The sequence below is a fragment of the Bradyrhizobium sp. SZCCHNS3016 genome, assembly GCF_032484535.1.
Lineage (GTDB): Bacteria > Pseudomonadota > Alphaproteobacteria > Rhizobiales > Xanthobacteraceae > Bradyrhizobium.
In genome coordinates this window covers 177,477-203,180 of the sequence record NZ_JAUETE010000013.1, presented here as the reverse complement: position 1 = coordinate 203,180, position 25,704 = coordinate 177,477, and the positions used below count along the sequence as shown (strand labels likewise).

Genomic DNA, 25,704 nt, shown 5'->3' with positions numbered 1-25,704 from the left:
CGCACCGGTTCCCCTGTCAGAGCGCGCGCCCTTCTCGCGGGCGCACCGGATCGACGACCTGGCCAACGCGGCAATATCAGCCGCCCGAGCTGGCGCGATCGCGGAAGGCCTCGACCATCAGCGGATTGAGTCCGAGTTCGGCGAGCGCTTCCCGTGCGCGCGCATTGTCCATCGCGCGGCCCGCAAGGCGGTGACCGCTGAGACGGTCGGGCAGAGCGGTGAGCAGCGCACCCTGGCCGAGCCGCCTCGACCATTCGTGCAGGTCCTGGGCGAGGAAGCGGTAGCCGCCCACGGCCATCACGCCGGCCGGCGGCGCCGTGATCGAGATCGTGTCCTGGGCGCGGTCGAGGCGCACGGCGTATTCGGTGTCGACGTAGTCGCGCGGCGCTGCCGGCAGCAGCGAGTCGCTCGGCGGTTGCGGCGGCGCGTAGGCGGCCAACACGACCATGGGGCCACGCAGCCCGAGCGTGCCCTTCGGCGTCACCAGGATCTCGCCGGCGATCGACGAGCCCGGCTGTTCGCGCGGCGCGCCCTGGCGTCCCGGTTTGACCGGGCCCGGGCTGCCGTCGGCCGCGGTGCGGCGCACCGCGAACAGGCCGGCTTCGCCGAACAGATAGACATCGGTGAGCTCGATGTCGCGCGTCTTCCACGATGCGCTCGACGCGACCTGCTCGGGCGCGCGCCACAGGCCGAGCACATAGCGCAGGTTCGGCAGCCGCGCGGCGAGGTCGCCCTCGTCGAGACGCAAGGCGAGTTGGGCCGGGGCGATCAGCGTATCGCAGGCCAGCTCCGCGAGCTGCTGTTCCAGCGCATCGGCGTCGAACGGGTGATGCAGCGCAAGGGTGCCGCCGGACAACAGCCATGTCACGACCGAAGCGGCGAGACCGGCGAATGACGACGGCAGGAAGGCCGACATCATGTTCACGCCCTGCGGCAGATCGCTCTCGAGCGAGACGGCGAGCCCGCCGGCGATCAGGCTCAAATGGGTGCGCGGGACGGCGCGGAAGCCGTCGGCGGTCACGTCGAACGAGACGATCGCGGCCTTGCGGCCGTCCGGCATCATCCCGCGCGTCGAACGCGAGGGTTTTGCGATCGACTGGTCCAGCGAATACATGCCCTCGGGCAGGTCGGAGCCGAAGCCGCAGACGTGGCGGATCGAGAACGCCTCCGCCGCCGCATTCATCGCGAGATCGGAGTGAATCACGCCGTCGATCTTCGACATCGTGACGATGGCGCGCGCGCTGGTGCGGTTCAGCGCCGCCACGAGCTCCGACTGACGCCACAGCAGCGGGAACACGGCGACCACGAGGCCGGCGCGATGCGCGGCCAGCACCGTCAGCACGAACTCGATGGTGTTGGGCAGTTGGACCGCGATCACCGAATGAGCGGGCAGGCCGGCGTCGATGAAATGCGCCGCCAGCGCAGAGATCACGCGATCGGCTTCGGCATAGGTCAGGCGCATCGGCGGCCGCCCGGTGACGCGCTGCTTGTTGATCGGATCGACCAGCGCGACCGCATCCGGCTTACGCGCCAGGATGCGTTGAAACAACGCGTCGAGCGTCGGCGACGTATTGGCCTGATTCACCTGTTGCCCCGTACTTTCACGGACCCGGCCACGACCAATTGCCCCGATTGGTCACTTCTGTGCCGGCTCCGGCCGCTGCCACCAGCTCTCCGGGAGCGCTCCCGTCAAAGCCGTCCTCTTTGGCCGTTCTATACGATTCCACCGAGCAATCCATTCCTCGGCGGCATTGAGCACTGGAATAGCGTAGAACCCCGCCATCAGGGTACGGTCCAATGCGCGAACCGTCGAGATAAATTCCAGCCTGTCGCGGGCGCGCAACAGCGCCGCGATCATGGCGTCGATCGCAGGATCCTTGGCGCCCATGTAGTTGCGGGTTCCGGTGCGGTCGGCGGCCTCGCTGCCCCAATAGAACGCCTGCTCGTTGCCGGGAGACAGCGACTGGTCCCAGCGGTTCTGGATCATGTCGAACTCGAAGCTCAGGCGGCGCTGGTCGAACTGCACGGGATCGACGACCCTGATCGAAGCATTGATGCCGGCCCGCTTGAGATTGCCGGCGTAAGCCAGCGCAATACGCTCCTGATCGCGCGTCGTGACCAGGATCTCGAAGGCGAGGGGGCCCCGCGTCGTCCGATGCCGCAAGACCGTCCCATCGAAACCATAGCCGGCCTCGTTAAGCAGATCGAGCGCCGCCTTCAGCGTTGCGCGGTCGCGGCCGGACCCGTCGGTGATCGGCAGGCGGTAGCTGCCGTCCAGGATGTCGGCGGGGATCTGCGCGGCGTACGGCTTCAACAGCTCGAGCTCGGCCGCATCTGCTGGACGTCCATAGGCCGAAAGCTCGGATCCAGCGAAATAGCCGCCGCTGCGGCGGTACAGCCCGAAGAAGTAGTTGCGGTTGATCCATTCGAAATCGAACAGCAGTGTCAGCGCGCGGCGCACCTTCACGTCGGCGAACACCGCGCGCCGCGTGTTGAACACCAGGAACTGCGAGGGCTGCGGCATCCCCGAGGTGAAGCTGTCGCGGATGACCTCGCCATTGCGGGCGGCCGGGAAATCGTACCCGTCGTGCCAGCGCAGCGGCTCGGTCTCGACGCGGAAGTCGTACAGCCCGCGTTTGAAGGCTTCGAACTGTCCATTGGACTCGCGGTAGTAATCGAGCCTGATCTCGTCGAAGTTCCACAATCCGCGGTTGACCGGCAGGTCGCGTCCCCAATAGTCCGGATTGCGGGTGAGGGTGACGCTGGATCCCGGCTGCACCGCGGTGACACGATACGGGCCTGACCCAAGCGGCGCGGTCATCGTCGTGTCCTCGAAGCTCGCCACGTCCGTCGCGTGCTTCGCCAGAATGGGCATCAGGCCGAGGATCAGCGGCAGCTCGCGGTCCTCGGCTCCGCCGAAATCGAACCGGATGGTCAGCGGGTCGAGCACGTCGGCCCTGGCGACCTTGCCGTAGAACTGCCGGTGGTTGGGGCGGCCGTGATCGCGCAGCAGCGCAAAGGAGAACGCCACGTCCTCGGCGAGCACCGGGCTGCCGTCGGAGAAGCGGGCACGCGGGTCGAGCCGGAAGGTGACATAGGTCCTGTTCTCGTCGGTCCCGACGGATTTCGCCAGCAGGCCATACAGCGTGAACGGCTCGTCATTGCCGCGAGTGAGCAGGCTCTCGACCACATAGCTGCGGATTTGCTGCACGGCGATGCCGCGGACGATGAACGGGTTCAGGCTATCGAAGGTGCCGAGCAGTCCCCAGACCAGACGACCGCCCTTAGGCGCGTCGGGATTCGCATAGGGCATGTGGTCGAAGTCGGCCGGCAAGGCCGGGTGACCATGCATGGCGATCGCCGCAGTTTCTGCTGCGTTCGCCGTGGGGGTGTAGACCGCGGGCAACAATGCCAGGATCACGGCGGCCCATCTCGCGGCCGCGCTGAATATGCGCTGCAGCATCAGGATCGGGGCGCAAGCATTTGATTCGGAACAGGTCACAAGGGGCTTTTACCACAGGCTCGCCAGCGCTAGACCGCGGCTTCGACATGGTCTCGCGGCATTGATTCTTCCGCGCACCGCGTTAAGAAGGCGGGCGATTGAGTGAAGGCGGCAACGCCTGTCACTTAACCGCCTCATTTCCTGAGGAGACAGCCGCTTCAACGGCTTGGTGTGGCGCCTTTGGCGGTCTCGGGCGCTGCCGTTCAGAAAGGGTTTTCCGCAATGAATTTCCGTGACTTGGCCTCGTCGGTTGGGCCGCGTGGGCGGCTCGTCGCGCTGCTCGCGGTCACCGCGCTGGCCGTTTCCTTCGCTCCTTCGGTTGCGCAGGCTCAAGCGCCGAAGGCGAAGGCTCCGGCTGCCGCTCCCAAGGCTCCCGCTCCGGCCGCTCAGGCCCCTGCAACTCCTCCCGCCGGCGGCCAGCCTCAGGCCCAGGCTCAGCAGGAGATGCCGCAGCTGATCTACGCGCCGTGGACCAAGTTCTGCCTGAAGGGGCAGGATGCCAACGCCAAGCAGGTCTGCTTCATCGGCAAGGACGGCCGCATCGAATCCGGTCAGCCTGTGGTTGCAGCCGTCATCATCGAGCCTGAAGGCGAGCCGAAGAAGATCCTGCGCGTGACGCTGCCGCTCGGCATGCAGCTCCAGCCCGGAACCCGTATCGTCATCGACAACAACCAGTTCATGGAAGGCAAATACGTCATCTGCTTCCAGAACGGCTGCATGTCGGACTACGAAGCCACGCCTGAGTTCGTGAACAACCTGAAGAAGGGCCAGACCCTGTTTGTCCAGGCGATCAACTCGAACGGCACCGCGCTGACGCTGCCGCTGCCGCTGCAGGAAGGCAACAGCAGCTTCGCCAAAGCCTATGATGGCCCGCCGACCGACCCGAAGCAGTTCGAGGAGACCCAGAAGAAGCTGCAGGAAGAGCTGCAGAAGCGCGCCGAGGAGCAGCGCAAGAAGCTCGAGCAGACCCAGCCAGGCCAGCCGCAGGCGAAGCAGTAACGCCGGTCGGGTCCATTCCGCAAAATCAAGGGCGCTCCATTCGGAGCGCCTTTTTCGTTCTGCGAACTGATGTAAGGGGACTTGCGCGCCGGGACCAAAGATCAAGCCTGCGCCGACGGCGCTGGGTTGAAACCCTCCGGTCGACAGGTCAGTTCATCAGCGGATTGCGCGGACGATAGCCGCCCGACTTGTCCTTGATGAAGATCTCCGCAACCTGGGAATGGCGGATCGGCTCGCCGGACTCGTCGGGAACCAGGTTCTGCTCGGAGACATAGGCGACGTATTCGGATTCCGCGTTCTCGGCCAGCAGGTGATAGAATGGCTGGTCCTTGTGCGGACGGACCTCCTCGGGAATCGACAACCACCATTCCTCGGTGTTGTTGAACTCCGGATCGATGTCAAAAATCACGCCCCGGAACGAGAACACCCGATGCCGGACGATCTGGCCGATCTGAAACTTGGCAGTTCGCGCTTTGATCATCTCAGTCGAATAGACCAGGATGGGGAGCGATGCTAGTGCCCCGCGGCCGGATTTAATCTAGACCAATCCGATTCGCGTCAAGCCGCGACGCCCCCGCATTCCAGGCCCTTCCCAGGCCCCCCAGGGGTCATCCTCCGAGCCCATGTTCGACATTCTCAACCTGGCCCTGCCTTATTTCGGCGTCGTTTTCATAGGCTTCGCCTGCGGTAAGTGGAGGAGGCTGCCCGAAGCCGGGCTCGCCTGGATGAACTTCTTCCTGCTCTACGTCTCGCTGCCCGCCTTGATGTTCAACCTCATCGCGCGCACACCGTTCACAGAGCTGAGCAACCCTCCCTTCCTGGTTGCAACGACGCTCGCCACCATGCTCACCTTCGCCCTGGCGCTCGTGCTCGGCAAGGCCATCGGGCAGCTGTCGCTGCGCGAGGCGACCATGGCCGGGCTCGCGGGTGGCTACGGCAATATCGGCTATATGGGGCCGGGGCTGGCGCTGGCCGTGCTCGGGACCAAGGCGGCGGCGCCGACCGCGCTGATCTTCTGCTGCGACAGCATCTTCCTGTTCTCGATCGTGCCGCTGCTCGTCGAATTGACCGAGCGCGACCACGCCTCGGTGGCGCACGCGCTGCGCACCGTGCTGCGCCAGATCCTGCAGAACCCGCTGATCATGGCGACAGCAGCCGGCATCCTGGCGGCGGCGTTTCAGCTGCATCCGCCGACCGTGCTCGACCGCACCCTGCAGTTCCTGCAGAACGCCGCTGCGCCGACGGCGCTGTTCGCGCTCGGCGTGACCGTGGCGCTGCGCCCGTTCGAGCGGCTGCCCTGGGAGGTGCCGGTCCTGACCGTGGTGAAGCTCGTCGTCCACCCGCTGCTGTCGTTCGGGCTGATGCTGCTGTTCGGGCCGTTCGCGCAGCCTTGGGCGGCGACCGCGGTGCTGATGGCGGCGTTGCCGCCGGCGCTCAATGTGTTCGTGATCGCGCGCCAGAATGACAGCTGGATCGAGCCGACCTCATCGGCGGTGCTGATTGGCACCTTCGCCTCGGTGATCACCCTGACCAGCGTGATGTGGCTGATCCAGACTGGCCGGCTGGTGTTTCCCTGACGGTGCTCAACCGGCCCTGCGCGTGGCTCTCCATGACGGCGCCAGGCCCTCGCGCATGGCGAGCCGCCGCAGCGGACCGATGCCGCTCATCAGGTGCATGCCGACGGCGCGCAGCGACTGCATCGGCAGGAGATCGCTGAGCAGCGAGCGGTTGGCGACGTCGATGGCGAAGGTGCGGCTCAGGATGTCGGCGCGGCGCGCCGCACCGTAGCGCGCGAGCACCTGCGGCGCACCGATATCCTCGCCGGCCGCATTGGCCTTGCGCACAACATCGGCGATGTCGATGCCGTCGCGCAGGCCGAGGTTCAGTCCCTGCGCACCGATCGGCGGCACCACATGCGCGGCCTCGCCGACCAGGGCGATCCGGTTTTGCTCGTAGCGCAGGGGCCGCTCGATCGCGAGTGGAAACACATGGCGGCCCGGCTCGACGCGAACGCGGCCGAAGATCGAATGCGACTGCCGCTCGGCCGCGGCGGACAGGGCTTCGTCGTCGAGCGCGAACAGCCGGTCGGCCTCCTTCGGGGCTGCGACCCAGACGACGCTGGAGCGGTCGCCCGGCAGCGGCACGAACACGCAAGGTCCCTGCGGCGTGTGGAATTCCGTCGACACGTTGTGATGCGGCCGCGCATGGGTGATGTTGAAGGTCAGCGCCGACTGCTGCAGCGTGCGCCGGCTCACGCCGATGCCGGCGGCCTCGCGGCACAGCGAATGCCGGCCATCGGCGCCGACCACGAGCCGCGCCGTCAGCACGCGGCCCGATGCGCTGGTGACGGTCACCGCATCGGCATCGCTGCGGACGCTTTCCGCATCCTCGGCGATCCGCACCAGGCCGTCGATCTCGCCGGCGCGTTGTTCCAGCGCCTCGACCAGGACGGCATTGGCGACGTTGTAGCCGAACACGTCGAGACCGATCTCGTCGGCGACGAAGCGCACCTCCGGGGCTCGGATCAGCCGGCCGGTATCGTCGACCAGCCGCATCGCCTTCAGGCCGGCGGCGCGGTCACGGCACGATGACCAGACGCCGATCTCGTCGAGGAAGTCGACCGAGCCGCCGAGCAGGGCGGTGGTGCGGTTGTCGGCATACGGGGCCTTGCGGGCCACGAGCGCCGTCCGCGCCCCGGTCTGCGACAAGGCAATGGCGGCGGCGAGCCCGGCGGGCCCGGCGCCGACGACGATGACATCAAAGCTAGCGTCTGTGTTGCTCATGCGGGAACATTTGACGTTCCCGCAGGGCTTTTTCAAGAGTATTGCGTGAGCCTGCGCGGCGCATCGCCGCAACGGCGGATATGCAATTGGCTCCGATTCCTGATAGCACTGGCGCCGCATGGATCAGTTGAGACCAGAGAGCAGGGTGGCCGCAACGCCCGCCCATCGCGCCGCGGCGTTCTCGGTGCACGTCTTCACCGCGCTCGGTGCGGGCGTCGCGCTGCTCGCGCTGCTCGAGGCCGTGCGCGAGCATTGGACTGCGATGTTCTGGTGGCTCGGCGTCGCGCTCGTCATCGACGGCATCGACGGGCCGCTGGCGCGTCGGCTCGACGTCGTCCATGTGCAGCCGGACTGGTCGGGCGACGTGCTCGATCTCGTGGTGGATTTCACGACCTATGTGTTCGTGCCGGCCTACGCCATCACCGCCAGCGGGATGCTGCTGCCGCTCGCCGCGCCGGTCATCGGCGTCGGCATCGCCGTCACCGGCGCGCTGTATTTCGCCGATCGCCGCATGAAGAGCGACGACAATCATTTTCGCGGGTTTCCGGGACTCTGGAACATCGCGGCATTCTACCTGTTCCTGCTGCATCCCTCGCCATCATTGGCGACCTTGGGTCTCGCGGTCCTGATCGCGCTGACCTTCGTCCCATTCAACGTCATCCACCCGGTGCGCGTCGAACGGCTGCGCTGGCTGACGCTGCCGCTGGTCGCGCTCTGGGGCGTTCTGGTCATCGATGTGCTGGGAAACAACTTCGCCGTGGGCCCGATCGTGACGACGCTGTTGTGCGCGATCGCCCTCTACATCGTCGCGAGCGACTCCGCGATCCGACTGTTGAGATCCTTGAAAGCATGATCGACCTTCTGACCAGTCCCGAAGCGTGGGCCGCGCTGCTCACCCTGACCGCCCTCGAGATCGTTCTCGGCATCGACAACGTCATCTTCCTGTCGGTGATCACCTCGCGCATCCCGCAGCCGCAGGCGACACGCGCCCGGCAGGTCGGGCTGGCGCTGGCCTTGATCTTCCGCATCATGCTGCTCAGCGTGCTGGTCTGGCTGATCGGGCTGACGCAGCCGGTGCTCACGATCGGCGGCGTCGGCTTCTCCTGGCGCGACATCATCCTGATCGCCGGCGGCTTGTTCCTGATCGCCAAGGCCACGCATGAGATCCATGCCGAGGTCGAGGCGCGTGAGGACGGCGGGTCGCAGGGCGGCGGCACCAACAAGTTCTTCTGGGTGATCGTGCAGATCATCGTCATCGATCTCGTGTTCTCGCTGGACTCGATCATCACGGCGATCGGCATGGCCCAGGATCTCGAGATCATGATCGCCGCCGTCATCATCGCCATGGTCATCATGTACGTGTCCTCCGGACCGGTCGCTCGCTTCGTGGCGAACCATCCGACCACCAAGATGCTGGCGCTCGCCTTCCTGGTCCTGATCGGCGTCGCGCTGGTCGCCGACGGCTTCAAGTTCCACATCCCGCGCGGCTACATCTACTTCGCGATTGTCTTTGCGCTGGCGGTCGAAGCCTTCAACGTGATGGCCTCGCGCAACCGCAGGAAGCGCAACGCCTGACAGGTGCCGAGTTGACAAGGCCGTCGTGATCGCCTTCGCTTTTGCCGCCGGCAGCGCCCGATGCGCGGCCGGAGTCCGGCTCCTTCAACGGAGCCGGATGTCCGATGAGAATCAGGTAAGTGTCGGAAGTTCTTTCGCCGGATTCTCGGACGCGGCGATGGAGAGTCCGAGGGGAGATGGCGGGATGACCAAGGCGGTGCGCGTGCACAAGGTGGGAGGCCCCGAGGTGCTCGTCTATGAGCCGGTCGACGTCGCCGCGCCCGGCCCCGGCGAGGTCCGCATCCGCCAGCACGCGATCGGCCTGAACTTCATCGACGTGTACTACCGCACCGGACTGTACAAGGCGCCCGGCCTGCCGTTCATCACCGGCAACGAGGCGGCAGGCGAGGTGATCGCCGTAGGGCCGGGCGTCACGAATTTTCATCCCGGCGACCGCGTCGCCTACTACGAAAATCTGGGCGGCTACGCGACCGAGCGCAATATCGCTTGGCAGCGCCTGGTCAAGCTGCCCGACCACATCACCTATGAGCAGGGCGCGGTGCTGATGCTCAAGGGGTTGACGGTCTGGTATCTGCTGCACAAGACGTTCAAGGTCGAGCCGCACCATCGCGTGCTGATCCACGCTGCCGCCGGCGGCATCGGCCTGCTGGCCTGCCAGTGGGCGCGCGCGCTCGGTGCGCACGTCATCGGCACCGTCGGCTCCAAGGCGAAGGCCGATCTTGCCCTGGCCAATGGCTGCGACCACGTCATCCTCTACAACGAGGAGGACTTCGTCGCACGGGTCAAGCAGATCAGCCGTGGTGAATTATGCGACGTGGTCTATGACGGGGTCGGCAGGTCGACCTTCCCCGGCTCGTTGTCCTGCTTGAAGCCGCGCGGTCTGTTCGTCAGCTTCGGCAATGCCTCGGGTCCGGTGCCGCCATTCTCGATCGCCGAGCTCAACAGCCATGGCTCTTTGTTCGCGACCCGGCCGAAGCTCAACGACTACATCGGCAAACGATCGGAGTTGCTGGAGGGCGCCGACACGCTGTTCTCGGCGGTGATCAGCGGCAAGCTGCACGTGCAGATCAATCACGCCTATGCGCTGAAGGATGCGGGCCGGGCGCACGCCGATCTCGAAAGCCGCGCCACGACCGGGGCCTCGATCCTCAAGCCATAGGCGCTTGGCGATCGGGATCTGCCGCTAGAATTCGTCCCGGTTCGAAGCGCCACCAGCCGAAGCCCGGCTCCAGAGCACCGCGTCCGTCTGCGCTGCCGTCGTCGACGCCTCGATCCGCGCCGGCGCGAGGCTGTCTTGTCCGTCGCGCCAGGCGCGCTCGCGCTCGGGGTCGTGGAGCGCCAGAACGAGACCCTGATTGAGCTCATAGAGGCCAGAGGCGAGCCCCGCAGCACCGAGCGCGTCCCTGAGCGAATCCTGCACCAGGGCGCGCAGCGCGACGTGTGGCGCCGAGACCGGCACATCCACCTCGCGGCCGGCCATGGCCTGCGCGCAGGCGCGCCGGTCGAACGAGGCATGGCCGCGGCAGGCGAGCGGACGCGCGGGATGGATGATGCAGCCGCCGCGCACGACGAATGGGCAAGGCTGGTGCAGCTTCATTCGCTCGGTCTCGCCCAGGCCGCGCGTCGCGCGGTTGGCGAGCTTGATCCGTCGTGACAGCGAGCCGAGCGCGGTTGCCGGCATGCGCTGATCGATCTGCCGGGCGTAGCGCGCGAGCAGGAAGATCTCCGGTGCCGTCGCCGTCACGCGCAGCGCGCAACAGGAGGGGCAGCCCTTGGCGCAGGCGAGGGCGGGCAGATGCGCCGTCTGGGCGTGGATGTTGGCTTCGAACAGATCGAAGGCGCGGTCGGCGAGCATGTCTGCCAGGTTCTGCGAGGCCCGCCCGGACGCCAGCAGCGCGTTGAAGACACGTCGCAGTTCGCTGAAAGGTGCTTCGCTCAATGTTTTCCTCCGACGCCCGCACGAACCAAAACGTCAGCGACCGCGGCGCACCCGGCGCACCGCGGTCGACAAGGATGAGGCAGAGAGGACGCCCGCTGCCTCATCCGGAGAGAGCCGACGTCAGGCAGCAACGCCTTTCAGGATCGCGTCGAAGCAGGGGCGGGGGATGCGGAAGAATCCGCGGCCGCCGGCGAACGTCCGATAGTGCGGACGTGCCATCTCGAGCAGGCGCTCGTACCATTCGTTCGCGGTGAGCCCGGCCGGCTTCTCGCCGATCGAGTTGATGTCCGAGTTCGGAAAGAAGCGGACGTGAATCAAAACCTCTTCGGTGGCGGCAGCGGGGGCGATGTGGCTCGCGGCGTCCGTGACGGGTAGTGCCCGAGCCAGATTGTCTCTCGCCATTCTCGTATCTCCTTGTGTCGTACCGACGTCGTTGTCGGCGGAATGATCATCAGCTTGGTCCGGTAAGCCTCGTCCCTCCGAGCTGATCACATCCCGTACAACGCTATATCCACAAGGATATAACGTATGTCATCGGACCGCAGGTGTTTGGCTCCGCAAAGATCGTTGGTCAGGCGGCGCGCTGTCTTTGATCTAGGTCAATCGAAGTCCGGTTCTGGAGCCTCCGGCGCGACACGATAGACCTGACGCTGTGGCTCCTCGTCTTCGCGCCGGCATGCTTCCGCTCCTCCGACAATCATGTTCTCGGCGATCGCGCGCCCCTCCGGACGCGCATCCCGCAAGGTCGGCTCGACTGATGAATGCCGCGCCGGTCCTAGCGACCTGAGCTGCTACGCCACGCACCGGGCAGCGCCGACCTCGGTCAGGATGCCATCCAGCGTGTCGATCATCGCCGCGATTTCGTCCCGGGTCACGTTGAGCGCCGGCATGAAGCGCAACGCATCCGGACGCGGCGCGTTCAGCAGCAGGCCGAGCTCGAAGGCATGCGCGACGATCGCCGGCGCGATCGGTCTGATCACGTCGAGCGCGAGCAATAGACCACGGCCGCGCGCTTCGCCCAGGCCGTGCCTTGCCGAGATGCGCTGCAGCTCACTCTCGAGATAGATCCCGTTGTCCGCGACAGCCTTGAGAAACTCCGGCTTCTCGATGACGTCGAGCACAGCAAGTCCCGCCGCGCACATGAGCGGATTGCCGTTGAAGGTGCCGCCCTGATCGCCATGCTCGAAACAAGACGCCGCATCGGTCGCCAGCAGGGCGGCGAGCGGAACGCCGCCGCCGATGCCCTTGCCCAAGGTCATGATGTCCGGGAGGACGTCGGCGTGCTCATAGCCGAACAGCTTTCCGGTGCGGCCCATGCCGGTCTGGATCTCGTCGACGATCAGCAGCAGCCCGTGCCTGGTGGTCAGCGCCCGCAACTGCTGCAGGAAACTGTCCGTCGCGGGCCACACGCCGGCCTCGCCCTGGATCGGCTCGAGCATGATCGCCACCGTCTTGTCGGAGATCAGGGCCTCGACCGAGGCGATGTCGTTCAGGCGTGCCTTTGGAAAGCCCGGGACCTTGGGCTCGAACAGCGGCTCGAACGCCTTCTTGCCAGAAGCCGACATCGTCGCCAGCGTGCGGCCGTGGAAGCCGCCCTCGAAGGTGATGATCTCATACGCGCCGTTCTTGCGCAGAGCGCCGTATTTGCGCGCGAGCTTGATGGCGCCTTCATTGGCTTCGGCGCCCGAATTGGTGAAGAACACCTGGTCGAAGCACGAGCGGTCGACGAGTGCCTTGGCGAACTGCAGGCTGGTGTCGTTGAAATACGCTGGGCTCGGGGTGATCAGGCGCGCCGCCTGGCTGGCGAGCGCGCTGGCCAGCTCCAGCGGCGCATGGCCGAGCGAGTTCACGGCCCAGCCCTGGATGAAGTCCAGATAGCGCTTGCCGTCGTCGTCCCATAGCCAGGAGCCCTTGCCCTGAACGAAGACGGTGCGCGGACGCGCCGTGATCTCCATCAGAGCGTCGTAGGGATGGGAGGCGGTCAGCATGTGCAATCTCCTGTGCTCAGAGGTGAAACGGTGGGCCAAAAAGCGAGAAGGCCGCTCCTTTGCGGGAGCGGCCTTCTCGAAAACCTGGAGCTGATGAGCTAGCTGATCAGCAACGTCTTCGGACATGGCGCGCCCCGGCATCGTCACGGCGGTGACGACGGCAAACGGCGGCGCGGCGGTTGGTCCGGTTGAAGATCATGCGGCGGCCATACAGGCAAATCGCAACCGGTGTCAAGATGCCGGCCTGCAGGCTGCAATACGGGCCGCTGCTCCGGGAAGCGGCGAGGGAAGCGCCGGCCGGTGCGAAGGCCGCACGATCCAATCTCGGGTCTCGCGCTTTAGTGACAACTTTACCAAACATTTAGCGGCTGCGTTTACTTTGCCGGGCAGCTTGAAAATGCAAGCGCTCAGGACGAGCGATGTCGAACCCCCATCTCACGATCGCCGAAGAAGTGCAGGCGGCCATAGCCACCGGCTCAGCCGACCGCTGCTCCGGCGTGGCCGAGCGGGTGGCCGCCCTGTTCGTCGCCTCGGCCGGCAGCCTGGATATCGAGCAGCACGCGCTGTTTGCCGACGTCTTCGAGCGTCTCGTCAACACCATCGAGCTGCGCGCGCTGGCCGACGTCGGTGCCCGGATCGCACTCGCCGAACTCAGCGCCCAGCTTGCCCCGATCCCGCAGGCGCCGGCCGGCGTGATCCGGCGGCTGGCCTATCATGACGACATCGCCGTCGCGGGGCCGGTGCTTTCGGAATCGCCGCGGCTGAGCAGCGAGGATCTCGTCGAGATCGCGCAGACGCGCGGCGAGAAGCACCTGATTGCGATCGCCGGGCGCTGGTGGCTGCAGGAGATCGTCACCGATGCGCTGCTCGCGCGACGCTATCCGAGCGTGAGCCGCCAACTGATGAAGAATCCCGGGGCGCGGGTGTCACCCGCCGGATTCGCCGCCATCGTGGCGCAGGCGGCTGGAGATGCGGAGCTCACGGTCGCGGCCGGCATCCGCGCCGATCTGCCAGCAGCCTTGCGCAGGACCCTGTTGCAGCGCGCGACGGAGGCGGTGAGGGCGCGGCTGCTCGCGTCGGCGCCGCCGCATCTCTACGAAGAAATCCGCAGCGCCATTTCAGCGGCCACGGTCGACGCCGAGCGCGACATGTCGCGAAACCGCGATGGTGGCAGCTCCAAGGTGGCGGTTGGCCAGCTGAAGCAGGGCGGAAAGCTGACCGAGGCCGCGCTGCTGGAATTTGCCCGTCAGCGGCGCTACGGCGAGACGATCGCGGCCATCGCGGAGCTCGCGAAATGCAGCATCGAGCTGGTGCGGCCGCTGATGCAGAGCCTGCGCAGCGACGGCATTCTCGTGCCGTGCAAGGCCGCTGGGCTGAGCTGGGTCACGGTTGCCGCGATCCTCGATAGCCGGTTCGTTTCAGGTGCAACGCCTCCCGACGAGCTGACCAAGCTCAAGAACAAATATCTCGAACTGAAGCAGGACGAGGCGCTTCGCCTGCTGAAGCTCTGGTCGGTTCGCACCACGGGCTCCTCGCACTGAGGGGCGGTCCGCAGGTCCAGGACGCGTTGACACGCCCATTCTGCAATTCCCCCGAGTTCCCGGCGATGGCCCGAGACGCGACAGAGCCGCGCTAGAAACCCGCGACCGTGCCGTGCAGGTCGTATTCGTCGGCACGTTCGATCCTGACCGTGACGATCTCGCCGACACGCAGCGGCCGGCGGCTGGACAGATAGACGGCGCCATCGATGTCAGGGGCATCAGCCTTGGTGCGGCCCTTAGCGACGCTCGGCCCGACCTCGTCGATGATCACCTGCTGACGCGTGCCAACCTTGCGCTTGAGCCTGCGCGCCGAGATCTTCTGCTGGCGGGCCATCAGCGCGTCCCAGCGCTCCTGCTTGACCGCGTCCGGGACCTGGTCGGGCAGGGCGTTGGAGGTCGCGCCGGCCACCGGCTCGTATTTGAAGCATCCGAGCCGATCGATCTCGGCCTCATCCAGCCAGTCCAGCAGATAGGCGAAATCCGCGTCCGTCTCGCCGGGGAATCCGACGATGAAGGTCGAGCGCAGCGCAAGGTCGGGGCAGGCTGCCCGCCAGGCCTTGATCCGGTCCAGCGTCTTGTCCTGCGCCGCCGGGCGGCGCATCGCCTTCAGGACGTTCGGGCTGGCATGCTGGAATGGGATGTCGAGATAAGGCAATATCTTACCGTCTGTCATGAGGCCAATCACCTCGTCGACATGCGGGTAGGGGTAGACGTAATGCAGCCGGACCCAGGCTCCGAGTTCGCCGAGCTCGCGCGCCAGATCGAGGAAGCGCGCCCGGACGCTGCGGTCCTTCCAGGCGCTTTCGGCATATTTCAGGTCCAGCCCATAGGCCGAGGTGTCCTGCGAAATGACCAGGAGTTCCTTGACCCCGGCTGCGACCAGCCGCTCGGCCTCGCCCAGCACGTCGGCCGCGGGGCGCGACACCAGATCGCCACGCAGCTTCGGGATGATGCAGAAGGTGCAGCGGTTGTTGCAACCTTCGGAGATCTTCAGATAGGCGTAGTGCCGGGGCGTAAGCTTGATGCCCTGCGGAGGAACCAGGTCGAGATGAGGGTTGTGCGCAGGCGGCGACGCGCGGTGTACGGCGTCCAGCACACTCTCGTACTGCTGCGGGCCGGTGATCGACAGCACACCGGGATAGGCCTGCTCGATCTGCTCCGGCTCCGCGCCCATGCAGCCGGTCACGATGACCTTGCCGTTCTCGGCCATGGCCGAGCCGATCGCCGACAGGGATTCCTGCTTGGCGCTGTCCAGGAACCCGCAGGTGTTGACGATGACGACGTCGGCGCCGTCATGCTTCCGGGCAAGCTCGTAGCCCTCGGCGCGGAGACGCGTGATGATGCGCTCGGAATCGACCAAGGCCTTGGGACATCCGAGCGAAACAAAGCTGATCTTGGGCGCCGAACCCTGCTGCATCTTGGAACTGCCTGATGAGATAGGCGTCAGCTAGTCCGAATTGTCCAGAAAGACAAGGCTTTGAGGCGGCCACGTCCATGCTATGGGTGAGGGCCCGGACAACCTGGTGATCGATGAGCGCCGAGCAATCGCCTAAAATCGTGATCGTCGACGAAAGCCCGATCCGCGCGGCCATCCTGGAGGAGGGCTTGCGGGAAGCGGGCTTTACCGGCGTCGTGCATGTCAGCGAGATGCAGGGTCTTCTGGCGCGCATCTATGCCCTGGATCCGGACGTCATCGTCATCGACCTGGAGAACCCGAGCCGCGACGTGCTGGAGCAGATGTTCCAGGTCAGCCGCGCCGTCCGCCGGCCGATCGCGATGTTCGTGGACCAGAGCGACGCCGCCTCGATCCAGGCCTCGGTGGAGGCGGGCGTCTCCGCCTACATCGTCGATGGCCTGAAGAAGGAGCGGATCAAGCCGATCCTCGACCTCTGCATCTCCCGCTTCAATGCGTTCTCCAAGCTTCAGGACGAGCTGGAGCGCGCCAAGTCCGCGCTCGAGGACCGCAAGGTGATCGACCGCGCCAAGGGCATTCTGATGAAGATGAAGGGCTTCACCGAAGAGGAAGCCTACGTGCTGTTGCGCTCCACAGCCATGCGCGAAAAGAAGAAGATCGGCGAGATCGCACAATCGATCCTGACCGCCTCGGAGATGTTGAAATGACCGGCCCGCTTCGCATTGGCTTCATTCCGCTGGTCGATGCCGCGGCGCTGATCGTCGCCGTCGATAAGGGCTTCACGGCCGCGGAGGGGCTCGACGTCACCCTCGTCCGCGAGGTCTCCTGGTCGAACGTCCGCGACAAGCTCAACATTGGCCTGTTCGATGCCGCGCATCTGCTGGCACCGGTGGCCATTGCGTCCAGTCTTGGTATCGGCCACGTCAAGGTTCCGATCGTCGCGCCGTTCAATCTCGGCGTGAACGGCAACGCGATCACCGTGACGCCGGCGCTGCATGCGGCAATCATGGCCCACCTCGAGGGTGATCGTTTCGACCCGATGGCGACGGCGCTGGCCCTGGCGCGCGTCGTCGCTGAACGGCGCAAGGCCGGCGCCGAGCCGCTGACTTTCGGCATGACGTTTCCGTTCTCGACCCACAACTATCAGTTGCGGTTCTGGATGGCTGCAGGCGGCGTCGACCCCGATGAGGACGTCCGCCTCGTGGTGCTGCCGCCGCCTTACATGGTGGAGAGCATCGCCAACGGTCACGTCGATGCGTTCTGCGTCGGAGCACCGTGGAACTCGATCGCGGTCGATCTCGGCATCGGCCATATTCTCCACTTCGTGTCTGACGTGCTGGTGCGCGCGGCCGAAAAGGTGCTGGCGGTCAGGCAGAGCTGGGCTGACAAAAATCCCGGCGCCCTCGCCGGCCTGGTCCGCGCCTGCGCGAAGGCCGCCGATTTCATCGAGCAGAACCACGGGGAGGCCGCGCGTATCCTGGCCCAGCCGGAGCGGATCGGCGTCGATGCGGAGGTGCTCCAGCGTACGCTGGACGGCCGCCTCAAGATCTCGCCGGACGGCACCTTCCGCGAAAGCTCGCGCTATCTGCTGGTGGGCCGGGAAGAAGCGGGACGGCCCGAGAAGATCCAAGCGGCATGGCTGTATGCCCAGATGGTGCGGTGGGGCCAGACTCCCCTCAGCAATGAAGCCCTGGGCACCGCCATGGGCGTGTTCCGGCCGGATATCTACGACGCGGCGATGGGCACGGCCGCGGTCGGCACGGATGCCGCCATCGGCGCGTTCGCTGGTCCGCCTTTTGCGGTGGATGACGTGATCGGCCATCTCAAGGCATTCAAGATCGGCCGCTGGACGGCCTGATCCACCGCTCCGATCAGGGTCTGGGCACCGGGCGCCGCCGACCAATTTTTGGGCGGCGTGCCCGTATTTCGGGGCTTGAGCCTGACAACGCGCCTTCATCGATTCGGGCAGCGACCTGATTCTTCGCGCTTTTCCTTGATTTGTCCCGCTGGCACGCAACTTGAATGTTGCGGTGCAGTCGGCCGCCGCAGACGCCGCTGACTGCAATCCATGTCGGATTTCCGCAGCAACGAAGCTGGTCGGATCGCTCACCTGAAGCAGGCCATACCGGCCGGTCGGACGATGCGATCCTCATCCCATTCCCGAACGCCAATCGCCCTGGCCGCTGGAGCTTCGTCCGCCATCATGAAAATCGAATCGTTGTCAGTCGACTTCAACGACGAGCAGAAGCGCTACCTCGAAGGGTTGGCCGCGGGTCTCAAGGTCACGCTCGCAGGACGCGGCCAGGGTGGCGCGCCGACAGCAAGCGAGCCGACCGGTCCGGACGCCATCCACATCAAGGCGCAGGACAAGGTGATCGCGTCGGGACGGAAGCTCGCCGACCAGGAAAAGGTCAAGCGCGAAGGACATCCGTTCGATGCCTACGAACGGCTGAAGGAGCAGGCGCGCAACGATGCCGCGCCATCCACGGCCGACAATTTCCGTTGGCGCTACTACGGCCTGTTTCACGTCGCTCCGGCGCAGGACTCCTACATGTGCCGTCTGCGCATCCCCAACGGCATCCTGAAGCATTGGCAGTTGACCGGCCTCGCCGATCTCGCCGACGAGCTTTGCGGTCCCTACAGCCACGTCACCACGCGGGCAAACCTGCAACTGCGCGAAATCCCACCCAGGCACGCGGTCATGCTGCTGGAGGGACTTTCGGATCTCGGTCTGACCGCGCGCGGCTCCGGCGCCGACAACATCCGCAACGTAACGGGAACGCCGACCGCCGGCATCGATCCGCAGGAATTGCTGGATACGCGGCCCTATGCGCGCGAATGGCATTTCCACATCCTCAACGACCGCTCGCTGTACGGCCTGCCACGCAAGTTCAACGTCGCTTTCGACGGTGCCGGGCAGATCGCGGCGCTCGAGGACACCAACGACATTGCGTTCTCGGCGGTCGAGGTGAAGGACGGATTTGGGGTTGCGCCCGGCGTGTGGTTCAGACTCGGCCTCGGCGGCATTACGGGACACAAGGATTTTGCCAAGCCGACCGGAATCATCGTCGAGCCTGAGCGGGCGACCGAGGTGGCTGACGCCATCGTGCGGCTCTTTATCGAGACCGGCGACCGCACCAATCGTCTCAAGGCGCGGCTCAAATATGTGCTCGACAGCATGGGCCACGACAAGTTCATGGAAGCCGTCGAGACGAGGCTCGGCCGCAAGCTTGCGCGCGTGCCGGACGAGGCGCTCGAGCCACGCCTCGACTCCGACCGCATGGCCCATGTCGGCGTGCATCAACAGAAGCAGCAGGGGCTGAACTGGATCGGCGTGGTGCTGCCGCTGGGCAGGCTGACCACGGATCAGATGCGCGCGCTTGCCAGAATCGCAGCGGATCTCGGCGATGGCGAGATCCGGCTCACGGTGTGGCAGAACCTGCTGTTATCGGGCGTCCGCGACGACAAGGTCGCGCTGGCCTGCGCCGCGGTCGAGCAGATCGGACTGTCGGTCAAGGCCTCGCACATCCGCGCCGGATTGATCGCCTGCACAGGCAACGCCGGCTGCAAGTTCGCAGCATCCAACACCAAGAAGCATGCGGCCGAGATCGGCGACTGGTGCGAGAGCAGGGTGGACGTCGACACGCCGCTGAACATTCACCTCACCGGCTGTCATCACTCCTGCGCCCAGCACTACATCAGCGACATCGGCTTGATCGCGGCAAAGGTGCCGGCTGGTGACGGCGACGACACGGTCGAAGGCTATCATCTGTTCGCCGGGGGTGGTTTCGGCCCTCAGGCCGATATCGGCCGCGAGGTCTATCGCGACCTCAAGGCGGCGGATGCGCCTGTAACCGTCGAGAAGCTGCTCAAGGCCTATCTCGCCCATCGCGCCTCGCCCGAAGAGACCTTCCTGTCGTTCGCACGCCGTCACGACGGCGAAGCGCTGCGCAATCTCGCCGAAGCCCAGACCTCGTCGCAGGTGTCAGCATGAACCAGATCACGCCCATGCCCAACATCGAGATCATTCCTCCGACGGCGCCATTTTCCGAGGCGCAGCGCTCGTGGCTCAACGGCTTCCTGGCCGGAGCGCTCGGTCTAGACGGCTCGACAGCATTGTCGCCGGCGCAGAACGGCGCTGTGCTCGCGCCCGCAGGCGACGGTGATGACGGCGAGGCGCCATGGCACGATCAGACCATGCCGATCGCCGAGCGCATGAAGCTGGCCGAGGGCCGTCCGCTGCGCCGGCGCATGATGGCAGCCATGGCGCAGCAGGACTGCGGCCAATGTGGCTACAATTGCAACGACTATTCGGATGCGATCGCCGCTCGCAGCGAGGCGCGGCTGAATCTGTGCGTCCCCGGTGGCAAAGAAACCGCGCGGATGCTGAAGGCTCTTTACGAGGAGATCGACACGGCTCCGGCGGCCGCCAAGCCCGCTGCTGCTGCGCCGGCCACCGTCTCCGTCGTCGTCAGCGAGCCCGGCCGCTCGCGCGACAATCCGCTCGAGGCGACGTTCCTGTCGCGGCGCCTGCTCAACAAGCCGGGCTCGGAGAAAGAGACCTGGCACATCGAGTTTGATCTGGGAGAGAGCGGGCTCGACTATGTCGTCGGCGATTCCTTCGGCATCTTCGCCAAGAATGATCTCGGCCTGGTCGACCAGATCATCGCGCTGCTCGGCGCCTCGCACATGACCGAGGTGAACGGCAAGCCGCTGCGGCAGTGCCTGCTCGAGGACGTCTCGCTGTCGCCGGCACCGGATTCGCTGTTCGAGCTGATCTCCTTCATCACCGGCGGCGCGACCCGCGAGAAGGCGCGGCAACTGGCGCAGGGCGAGGATCCCGATGGCGATGCGGCAACGCTCGACGTGATGGCGGTGCTGCAGAAGTTCTCCGGTGTCCGGCCGCATCCCGAAGCCTTCGCCGAGGCGCTGGAGCCGCTGCAGCCGCGGCTCTACTCGATCTCGTCGTCGCACAATGCCACGCCCGGCAAGTTGTCGCTGACGGTCGACTGCGTCCGCTACGTCATCGGGAAGCGCAAGCGGCTGGGCCTCGCCTCGACGTTCCTGGCCGAGAGGATCAATCCCGGCGACAAGCTGCGTGTCTACGTGCAGAAGGCGCATGGCTTCGCGCTGCCGGCCGATCCCAAGACGCCGATCATCATGGTCGGCCCCGGCACCGGCGTTGCGCCGTTCCGCGCCTTCCTGCTCGATCGCAGGGCGACCGGCGCGCCGGGCAAGAACTGGTTGTTCTTCGGCCATCAGCGTAGCGACTGCGACTTCTTCTACGCCGACGAGCTCAATGCCATGAAGACCGCGGGCCTCTTGACGCGGCTGTCGCTGGCGTGGTCGCGCGACGGCGACAAGAAGTTCTACGTCCAGGACCGCATGCGCGAGGTCGGCCGCGAGGTGTGGACCTGGCTCGCCGATGGCGCCCACCTTTACATCTGCGGCGACGCCAAACGCATGGCCAAGGACGTCGAGCGCGCCCTGGTCGACATCGTCGCCCAGTTTGGTGCCCGGTCCACGGATGAGGCCGTCAGCTTCGTTGCGGACCTCAAGAAGAAGGGCCGGTTCCAGCTCGACGTCTACTGAGCCGGAACCCGATGGAGAATATTTCTTGGTCGGAACACCGATCGAGAATTTTTTGTTTCCAAGCGGACCCGAATCAGGGGGCTTGTCGTTATTTCGCCGGTTGCCTTGCACCCGGCCGCGGGAACGCTTTTCTCATGGCCGGAACTTCAGGAGACCGGCCATGCGGACGATATCGACGCCCCTGCGACACATGCCCCAGGCCCGCGCCATTCGCGAGCGCGGCACCGCGGTCGCGCTGGTAGCCTTTTATAGCGCGCTGGCGCTGATTGCCGCGATCACCTTGGGCATGCCCTCCACGCATCCGTTCTGATCACACCGCCGAGCTGAACGGCGCGACCGTGATGCCCGCCGCGTCGAGTGCCTTGCGGACCTCGCGTGCGATCTCGACGGCGCCGGCTGTATCGCCGTGGATGCAAACGGTGTCGGTGCGCATCTTCATGACCTTGCCGCTCACTGAAATCACGGCGCCGTCCTGAACCATTCGCACGACGCGCTCCGCGATCTGCTTGGGCTCGTGCAGCACCGCGCCGGGCTTGCTGCGCGACACCAGCAGTCCATCGTCGCCATAGGCGCGGTCGGCAAACACCTCGTGAGCCATCCTCAGATTGGCCTTCTCGCCAGCGGTCACCAGCTTGGAGTTGGCGAGCACGACGAAGATCAGGCTGGGATCGACGGCCTTGATCGCCTTGGCGATGGCATTCGCCGTCATGTCGTCCTCGCAGGCGACATTGGACAGCGCGCCGTGTGCCTTCACATGCGTGACCTTGTGGCCGGCCGCGGTGGCGATCGCCTGCAGGGCGCCGATCTGATAGGCGACGAGGTTCTCGATCTCCGACGATTTCAGCCCCGGCATCGGACGCCGACCGAAACCATGCAGATCGCGATAGCCGGGATGCGCGCCGACGCTGACGCCTTTGGCCTTCGCCATCTCGACCGTCCGCCGCATGATGTCGGCGTCACCGGCATGAAAGCCGCAGGCGACGTTGACCGATGTCGCCAGCTCGATCATGGCGGCGTCATTGCCCATTTCCCACGGGCCAAAACTCTCTCCGAGGTCGCAGTTCAGATCGACGGTGCTGGTCATGTCAGGGTCCGCTCGTTGATGGGTCCGAAGCAACGTGAGATGTGATCAAACTAATCGGGAGTGACTCCGGGCCAGGTGGTGGCGTCGGTTGCGCTGACGGCATGACCGGCCACATTGGCCGTGAACAGCGCATCGACGTTGAAGTCGCTGCTCGCAAGCTCGGTGACGCGGCCGGGCAGGCTGCGCAGCAGATCCTTGTAACGACGCAGCTCGGCCTGCGCCTCGGCCATGCTCACGGCCTTGAAGCGGAACGGCGTTCCGGCCGGCGTCTGCGCCAGGCGGCCGAAATCGGCCGTGATGACGGTCGCGATCTTCGGATAGCCGCCGCTGGTGCCGCGGTCCGACATCAGCACGATCGGCGAACCGTTGCCGGGCACCTGGATGCTGCCGTCCACGGTGCCGTCCGAGACGATGTTGTGACCGTGCAGGTGGCGCATCTGCGGCCCCTCGAGGCGATAGCCCATGCGGTCGCTGGTCGCCGAGACCATCCAGTCGCTGCCGAGGAATAGCGCTTTCATCTCGTCGCTGAACTCGTCGTCCTGCGGTCCCATGACGACGCGAATCGCGCCGCCGGCTTTCGGTAGATCGATCCGCAGTTCCGGCGCATCGCCGGCGGGCGCGACCTCGAACACGTCGCCGGCCTGAAGCGGGCGGGGGTAGGGGCTGCCGAGCCCGGCGCGCGCATTCACCGAGAGACTGTTGAACATCGGTTCGCCGGCGATGCCACCTGCGATGGCGAGATAGGTGAACGAGCCGCCGCGCGCAAAGCCGAGCGTGAGCTGCTCTCCGTCGTTCAGCGTCACCGACGTGTTGATCTCGACCTGCCGCTTGGCGACATCCGCCAGCCGTTGCGCGCCGGCGAGCGCCACGCGCACCGCGCCGCCCTTCGCCGCGAACGTCGCGCCGAACGGGCCGATCTCGATCGCAGCCGCCATCAGCGCATTGCCGACGAGGCTGTTGGCTGCCGCCAGCGCCAGCTTGTCCATCGCGCCGGACGGCGTCAGCCCGTAGCGCTGCGCGCCGAAACGCCCGCCATCCTGGACCGAGCTTGCCGGGCCGATCTGTGAGACGACGAGCGTGCTCATGCGGCGATCCGCTCGGCGATGAGCTCGCCGCCCTCGGCGGCGCGCTCCTGCTCCGCGAAGGTCTTGACGTCAACGGCATAGAAGCTGACCTCGTCGCCGGGCTCGAGCAGAAAGGTCGGCTCGCGATGCAGTTGAAACGTCCGCATCGCGGTGCGGCCAAGCAGGTGCCAGCCGCACGGGCCGGCAAGGCATTGGATGCCGGTCTGGATGCCGCCGATGGCGATGATGCCGGCCGGTGTCCAGAGCCGCGGATTCTGGCGGCGCGACATCTGCAGCGTGGGATCGAGACCGGACAAATAGGACCAGCCCGGTGTGAAGCCGATCATTGCGACGCGATAAGTGCTGGCGATATGGCGTGCGACGACTTCGTCCGGCGTGAGGCTCAACGCCTTGGCGACATCCTCGAGGTCGATGCCATTCTCTCCGCCATAGCAGACTGGAACCCGCCAGCGCCTGACCTCGCTGTCCGGCGCGAGCGACCCGGCCGACAGCGCGAAGAGCCTTGCCCCGAGCGTGTCGTGGTCGATGACGTCAGCATCATAATGCACGAGCAGCGAACGATAGGTCGGCACCGTCTCCGTGATGCCCTCGATCCCGGCCGCTGCCACTGCATGGTCGAGCGCCAGGACGCGGCGGTTGGCGATCTCGTCGATGGTCCGGCTGAACTCGACGGTGACGGCGCTGTCGCCGCTGGGCAGCAGGCGGGGAGGTGGAAAGGGATCGGCCATGAGTCCGAAGTGATCCGCGTTGATGGTCCCTGATCTAGCTCGTTTCGATCGCAAGTGGAATTGGGTCAAAGGCAAAAAGTCTCGAAAATTCAATAAATTAATCGGATGCTCGGCGATAAGAAGACTTTATCGGATGGGCGCAAGCCCCGCATGCGCTGGACGCACCGAGCATGCCCTTGACGCCGCCTTCGTCGCTCGCAAGATGCGCCTGCTTTTTCCGCCAGCTGTTTGGAGCGCCAGTCTCAAGATGTCCCTCACCCCCGAAGCCATCGCCACCCTGTCTCAAGTCACAACCGCGACCATCACGACGGTCTTGCTGAAGAAGGGGTTGCGCAATGTCTGGCTGCGCGGCGCCAAGCCGCTGCGCCCGGGACAGAAGCGGCTGGTCGGTCCCGCCTTCACGCTCCGCTTCGTGCCGGCGCGCGAGGATCTGGCGACGCCGGAATCCTGGTCGTCGCCGATCTCGACCCGCACCGCGATCGAGGCCATGCCCGAAGGCTGCATCGCCGTGGTCGATGCGATGGGCGTCAAGGACGCCGGCATCTTCGGCGACATCCTCTGTGCCCGCATGGTCAAGCGCGGCGTCACCGCGCTGATCACCGACGGCGTGGTGCGTGACCTCGAAGGCGTGCTCGGCACCGGGCTTCCGGTATGGTGCGACGGCTACGCGGCGCCGCCTTCGGTGGCCGGCCTGACCTTCGTCGGTTGGGGCGAGGCGATCGGCTGCGGCGGTGTGGCCGTGTTCCCGAACGACGTCGTCGTGGCCGACCAGGACGGTGCGGTGCTGATCCCGCAGGCGATGCTCGATCACGTGCTCGCCGAGGGCCCCGAGCAGGAACGCATGGAGGCCTGGATCGTCGACGAGGTGAACAAGGGCGCGGTGCTGCCGGGTCTCTATCCGATGAATGCCGAGACCAAGGCGCGCTACGCCGCGTCGAAGAAGTAGTTCACGGCCCCGATCAATCGACGGCACAGATTCAGGAAAGGTAGAACAATGGTCGAAGTCTATCTCGCGGGCTCTCGCCCCACCCGCCGCGCGGCGGCGGAAAGCTTTACGGGCACGGTCTGGCAGGATCCGATCATCACGCCACAGGCTCCGGCTCGCGTCGCCTCGGCGCGTGTCGCGTTCGAGCCGGGCGCTCGCACGGCCTGGCACACCCATCCCCTCGGGCAGACGCTCTATGTCATCCAGGGCGTCGGCCGCGTGCAGGCCAAGGGCGGGCCGGTCCGTGAGATCAAGGCCGGCGACGTCGTCTGGATTCCGCCGGGCGAGAAGCATTGGCATGGCGCCGCGCCGACCACCGGCATGGTCCACGTCGCGATGCATGAGTCGCTCAATGGCGAGCACGTGACGTGGATGGAGCACGTCACCGACGAGGAATATGCCACCCCGGTCGGCTGAGGCTGAGCAGCACCCGAGATCAGTTCGAGCGCGCGGTCGCAGGGCCGCGCGCTTTTCATTTGAAAGAGCGTC

The 25,704-nt window shown here is 65.9% G+C and carries 24 protein-coding genes; 13 read left to right on the top strand and 11 right to left on the bottom strand.

Annotated elements, in window-relative coordinates:
* Positions 1-76: 76 nt before the first annotated feature.
* Both QW881_RS24085 and QW881_RS24080 read right to left on the bottom strand, forming a co-directional pair.
* Entirely contained in the window at positions 77-1,585 is a 1,509-nt protein-coding gene (locus tag QW881_RS24085; protein ID WP_315757441.1) for a class I adenylate-forming enzyme family protein, read from the bottom strand.
* A gap of 51 nt (positions 1,586-1,636) precedes the next feature.
* Entirely contained in the window at positions 1,637-3,463 is a 1,827-nt protein-coding gene (locus tag QW881_RS24080; RefSeq protein ID WP_315757442.1) for an extracellular solute-binding protein, read from the bottom strand.
* A 261-nt stretch (positions 3,464-3,724) separates the two neighbouring features.
* On the opposite strand from QW881_RS24080, the gene QW881_RS24075 reads away from it, so the two are divergent.
* A complete protein-coding gene (locus tag QW881_RS24075) occupies positions 3,725-4,501 on the top strand; it encodes an invasion associated locus B family protein (protein ID WP_315757443.1) in 777 nt (258 codons plus the stop codon).
* Between the two features lie 148 nt (positions 4,502-4,649).
* Here QW881_RS24075 and hspQ read toward each other — a convergent pair whose 3' ends face one another.
* On the bottom strand, positions 4,650-4,982 hold the full coding sequence (hspQ, locus tag QW881_RS24070) for a heat shock protein HspQ (protein ID WP_315711998.1): 333 nt from the start codon (positions 4,980-4,982) through the stop codon (positions 4,650-4,652).
* A 142-nt stretch (positions 4,983-5,124) separates the two neighbouring features.
* Here hspQ and QW881_RS24065 point away from each other — a divergent pair, with 142 nt between their 5' ends.
* On the top strand, positions 5,125-6,078 hold the full coding sequence (locus tag QW881_RS24065) for an AEC family transporter (protein ID WP_315757444.1): 954 nt from the start codon (positions 5,125-5,127) through the stop codon (positions 6,076-6,078).
* A 6-nt stretch (positions 6,079-6,084) separates the two neighbouring features.
* On the opposite strand, the gene QW881_RS24060 is transcribed toward QW881_RS24065, so the two are convergent.
* Entirely contained in the window at positions 6,085-7,284 is a 1,200-nt protein-coding gene (locus tag QW881_RS24060; RefSeq protein WP_315757445.1) for a UbiH/UbiF family hydroxylase, read from the bottom strand.
* 118 nt (positions 7,285-7,402) lie between these two features.
* Between QW881_RS24060 and pcsA the strand changes: the two genes are divergently transcribed.
* The 3 genes from pcsA to QW881_RS24045 all read left to right on the top strand — a co-directional run bounded on the left by pcsA (position 7,403) and on the right by QW881_RS24045 (position 10,018).
* The gene (pcsA, locus tag QW881_RS24055; RefSeq protein ID WP_315757446.1) at positions 7,403-8,137 is read left to right on the top strand and encodes a phosphatidylcholine synthase; all 735 of its coding nucleotides are present in this window, start codon (positions 7,403-7,405) and stop codon (positions 8,135-8,137) included.
* A complete protein-coding gene (locus tag QW881_RS24050; protein ID WP_315757447.1) occupies positions 8,134-8,859 on the top strand; it encodes a TerC family protein in 726 nt (241 codons plus the stop codon). The genes pcsA and QW881_RS24050 overlap by 4 nt, the downstream gene beginning before the upstream one ends.
* A gap of 184 nt (positions 8,860-9,043) precedes the next feature.
* On the top strand, positions 9,044-10,018 hold the full coding sequence (locus QW881_RS24045) for a quinone oxidoreductase (RefSeq protein ID WP_315757448.1): 975 nt from the start codon (positions 9,044-9,046) through the stop codon (positions 10,016-10,018).
* A 24-nt stretch (positions 10,019-10,042) separates the two neighbouring features.
* On the opposite strand, the gene QW881_RS24040 is transcribed toward QW881_RS24045, so the two are convergent.
* The 3 genes from QW881_RS24040 to QW881_RS24030 all read right to left on the bottom strand — a co-directional run bounded on the left by QW881_RS24040 (position 10,043) and on the right by QW881_RS24030 (position 12,786).
* A complete protein-coding gene (locus QW881_RS24040) occupies positions 10,043-10,798 on the bottom strand; it encodes a hypothetical protein (protein WP_315757449.1) in 756 nt (251 codons plus the stop codon).
* A 120-nt stretch (positions 10,799-10,918) separates the two neighbouring features.
* On the bottom strand, positions 10,919-11,200 hold the full coding sequence (locus tag QW881_RS24035) for a hypothetical protein (protein WP_315737919.1): 282 nt from the start codon (positions 11,198-11,200) through the stop codon (positions 10,919-10,921).
* Positions 11,201-11,589: 389 nt separating this feature from the next.
* The gene (locus QW881_RS24030) at positions 11,590-12,786 is read right to left on the bottom strand and encodes an acetylornithine transaminase (RefSeq protein ID WP_316158819.1); all 1,197 of its coding nucleotides are present in this window, start codon (positions 12,784-12,786) and stop codon (positions 11,590-11,592) included.
* 419 nt (positions 12,787-13,205) lie between these two features.
* On the opposite strand from QW881_RS24030, the gene QW881_RS24025 reads away from it, so the two are divergent.
* Positions 13,206-14,327: a DUF2336 domain-containing protein gene (locus QW881_RS24025; protein WP_316158818.1), complete on the top strand. Its 1,122-nt coding sequence runs from the start codon at positions 13,206-13,208 to the stop codon at positions 14,325-14,327.
* Positions 14,328-14,418: 91 nt separating this feature from the next.
* Here the strand turns inward: QW881_RS24025 and rimO are convergent, their stop codons facing one another.
* Positions 14,419-15,744, bottom strand: a complete 1,326-nt coding sequence (gene rimO / locus QW881_RS24020) for a 30S ribosomal protein S12 methylthiotransferase RimO (protein WP_316158817.1) — start codon at positions 15,742-15,744, stop codon at positions 14,419-14,421.
* Between the two features lie 113 nt (positions 15,745-15,857).
* On the opposite strand from rimO, the gene QW881_RS24015 reads away from it, so the two are divergent.
* From QW881_RS24015 to QW881_RS23995, 5 genes are all read left to right on the top strand, one after another.
* Positions 15,858-16,448 (top strand): ANTAR domain-containing response regulator, encoded by a 591-nt coding sequence (locus QW881_RS24015; RefSeq protein WP_012044202.1) that lies wholly within the window; start codon positions 15,858-15,860, stop codon positions 16,446-16,448.
* Positions 16,445-17,599: a CmpA/NrtA family ABC transporter substrate-binding protein gene (locus QW881_RS24010; protein ID WP_315757453.1), complete on the top strand. Its 1,155-nt coding sequence runs from the start codon at positions 16,445-16,447 to the stop codon at positions 17,597-17,599. Before QW881_RS24015 ends, QW881_RS24010 begins: the two co-directional genes overlap by 4 nt.
* Before the next feature lie 345 nt (positions 17,600-17,944).
* Complete coding sequence (locus tag QW881_RS24005) at positions 17,945-19,735, top strand: NirA family protein (RefSeq protein WP_316158816.1); 1,791 nt, start codon at positions 17,945-17,947, stop codon at positions 19,733-19,735.
* Positions 19,732-21,333, top strand: a complete 1,602-nt coding sequence (locus QW881_RS24000; protein WP_316158815.1) for a sulfite reductase subunit alpha — start codon at positions 19,732-19,734, stop codon at positions 21,331-21,333. Before QW881_RS24005 ends, QW881_RS24000 begins: the two co-directional genes overlap by 4 nt.
* A gap of 160 nt (positions 21,334-21,493) precedes the next feature.
* Positions 21,494-21,643 (top strand): hypothetical protein, encoded by a 150-nt coding sequence (locus tag QW881_RS23995; RefSeq protein WP_315757456.1) that lies wholly within the window; start codon positions 21,494-21,496, stop codon positions 21,641-21,643.
* Here QW881_RS23995 and QW881_RS23990 read toward each other — a convergent pair whose 3' ends face one another.
* From QW881_RS23990 to pxpB, 3 genes are read right to left on the bottom strand one after another with little or no spacing between them, the layout of a single operon-like run.
* Entirely contained in the window at positions 21,644-22,417 is a 774-nt protein-coding gene (locus QW881_RS23990) for a 5-oxoprolinase subunit PxpA (protein ID WP_316158814.1), read from the bottom strand. It lies immediately after the preceding gene.
* Between the two features lie 50 nt (positions 22,418-22,467).
* Positions 22,468-23,502 carry a biotin-dependent carboxyltransferase family protein gene (locus QW881_RS23985; protein WP_315751582.1) on the bottom strand — a complete coding sequence of 345 codons (1,035 nt, stop codon included), beginning with the start codon at positions 23,500-23,502 and terminating at the stop codon, positions 22,468-22,470.
* Positions 23,499-24,230 (bottom strand): 5-oxoprolinase subunit PxpB, encoded by a 732-nt coding sequence (gene pxpB / locus QW881_RS23980; RefSeq protein WP_316158813.1) that lies wholly within the window; start codon positions 24,228-24,230, stop codon positions 23,499-23,501. Before pxpB ends, QW881_RS23985 begins: the two co-directional genes overlap by 4 nt.
* A gap of 247 nt (positions 24,231-24,477) precedes the next feature.
* Here pxpB and QW881_RS23975 point away from each other — a divergent pair, with 247 nt between their 5' ends.
* Positions 24,478-25,176, top strand: a complete 699-nt coding sequence (locus QW881_RS23975) for a ribonuclease activity regulator RraA (RefSeq protein ID WP_315757460.1) — start codon at positions 24,478-24,480, stop codon at positions 25,174-25,176.
* A gap of 48 nt (positions 25,177-25,224) precedes the next feature.
* Positions 25,225-25,632, top strand: a complete 408-nt coding sequence (locus QW881_RS23970; RefSeq protein WP_315757461.1) for a cupin domain-containing protein — start codon at positions 25,225-25,227, stop codon at positions 25,630-25,632.
* Positions 25,633-25,704: the final 72 nt, after the last annotated feature.

Excerpts from the sequence above, each read along its gene's own strand:
- QW881_RS24080 (WP_315757442.1), bottom strand. The coding sequence starts at position 3,463 with ATGCTGCAGCGCATATTCAGCGCGGCCGCGAGATGGGCCGCCGTGATC.
- QW881_RS24075 (WP_315757443.1), top strand. The coding sequence starts at position 3,725 with ATGAATTTCCGTGACTTGGCCTCGTCGGTTGGGCCGCGTGGGCGGCTC.
- hspQ (WP_315711998.1), bottom strand. The coding sequence starts at position 4,982 with ATGATCAAAGCGCGAACTGCCAAGTTTCAGATCGGCCAGATCGTCCGG.
- QW881_RS24065 (WP_315757444.1), top strand. The coding sequence starts at position 5,125 with ATGTTCGACATTCTCAACCTGGCCCTGCCTTATTTCGGCGTCGTTTTC.
- QW881_RS24060 (WP_315757445.1), bottom strand. The coding sequence starts at position 7,284 with ATGAGCAACACAGACGCTAGCTTTGATGTCATCGTCGTCGGCGCCGGG.
- pcsA (WP_315757446.1), top strand. The coding sequence starts at position 7,403 with ATGGATCAGTTGAGACCAGAGAGCAGGGTGGCCGCAACGCCCGCCCAT.
- QW881_RS24050 (WP_315757447.1), top strand. The coding sequence starts at position 8,134 with ATGATCGACCTTCTGACCAGTCCCGAAGCGTGGGCCGCGCTGCTCACC.
- QW881_RS24045 (WP_315757448.1), top strand. The coding sequence starts at position 9,044 with ATGACCAAGGCGGTGCGCGTGCACAAGGTGGGAGGCCCCGAGGTGCTC.
- QW881_RS24035 (WP_315737919.1), bottom strand. The coding sequence starts at position 11,200 with ATGGCGAGAGACAATCTGGCTCGGGCACTACCCGTCACGGACGCCGCG.
- QW881_RS24030 (WP_316158819.1), bottom strand. The coding sequence starts at position 12,786 with ATGCTGACCGCCTCCCATCCCTACGACGCTCTGATGGAGATCACGGCG.
- QW881_RS24025 (WP_316158818.1), top strand. The coding sequence starts at position 13,206 with ATGTCGAACCCCCATCTCACGATCGCCGAAGAAGTGCAGGCGGCCATA.
- rimO (WP_316158817.1), bottom strand. The coding sequence starts at position 15,744 with ATGCAGCAGGGTTCGGCGCCCAAGATCAGCTTTGTTTCGCTCGGATGT.
- QW881_RS24015 (WP_012044202.1), top strand. The coding sequence starts at position 15,858 with ATGAGCGCCGAGCAATCGCCTAAAATCGTGATCGTCGACGAAAGCCCG.
- QW881_RS24010 (WP_315757453.1), top strand. The coding sequence starts at position 16,445 with ATGACCGGCCCGCTTCGCATTGGCTTCATTCCGCTGGTCGATGCCGCG.
- QW881_RS24005 (WP_316158816.1), top strand. The coding sequence starts at position 17,945 with ATGAAAATCGAATCGTTGTCAGTCGACTTCAACGACGAGCAGAAGCGC.
- QW881_RS24000 (WP_316158815.1), top strand. The coding sequence starts at position 19,732 with ATGAACCAGATCACGCCCATGCCCAACATCGAGATCATTCCTCCGACG.
- QW881_RS23995 (WP_315757456.1), top strand. The coding sequence starts at position 21,494 with ATGCGGACGATATCGACGCCCCTGCGACACATGCCCCAGGCCCGCGCC.
- QW881_RS23990 (WP_316158814.1), bottom strand. The coding sequence starts at position 22,417 with ATGACCAGCACCGTCGATCTGAACTGCGACCTCGGAGAGAGTTTTGGC.
- QW881_RS23985 (WP_315751582.1), bottom strand. The coding sequence starts at position 23,502 with ATGAGCACGCTCGTCGTCTCACAGATCGGCCCGGCAAGCTCGGTCCAG.
- pxpB (WP_316158813.1), bottom strand. The coding sequence starts at position 24,230 with ATGGCCGATCCCTTTCCACCTCCCCGCCTGCTGCCCAGCGGCGACAGC.
- QW881_RS23975 (WP_315757460.1), top strand. The coding sequence starts at position 24,478 with ATGTCCCTCACCCCCGAAGCCATCGCCACCCTGTCTCAAGTCACAACC.
- QW881_RS23970 (WP_315757461.1), top strand. The coding sequence starts at position 25,225 with ATGGTCGAAGTCTATCTCGCGGGCTCTCGCCCCACCCGCCGCGCGGCG.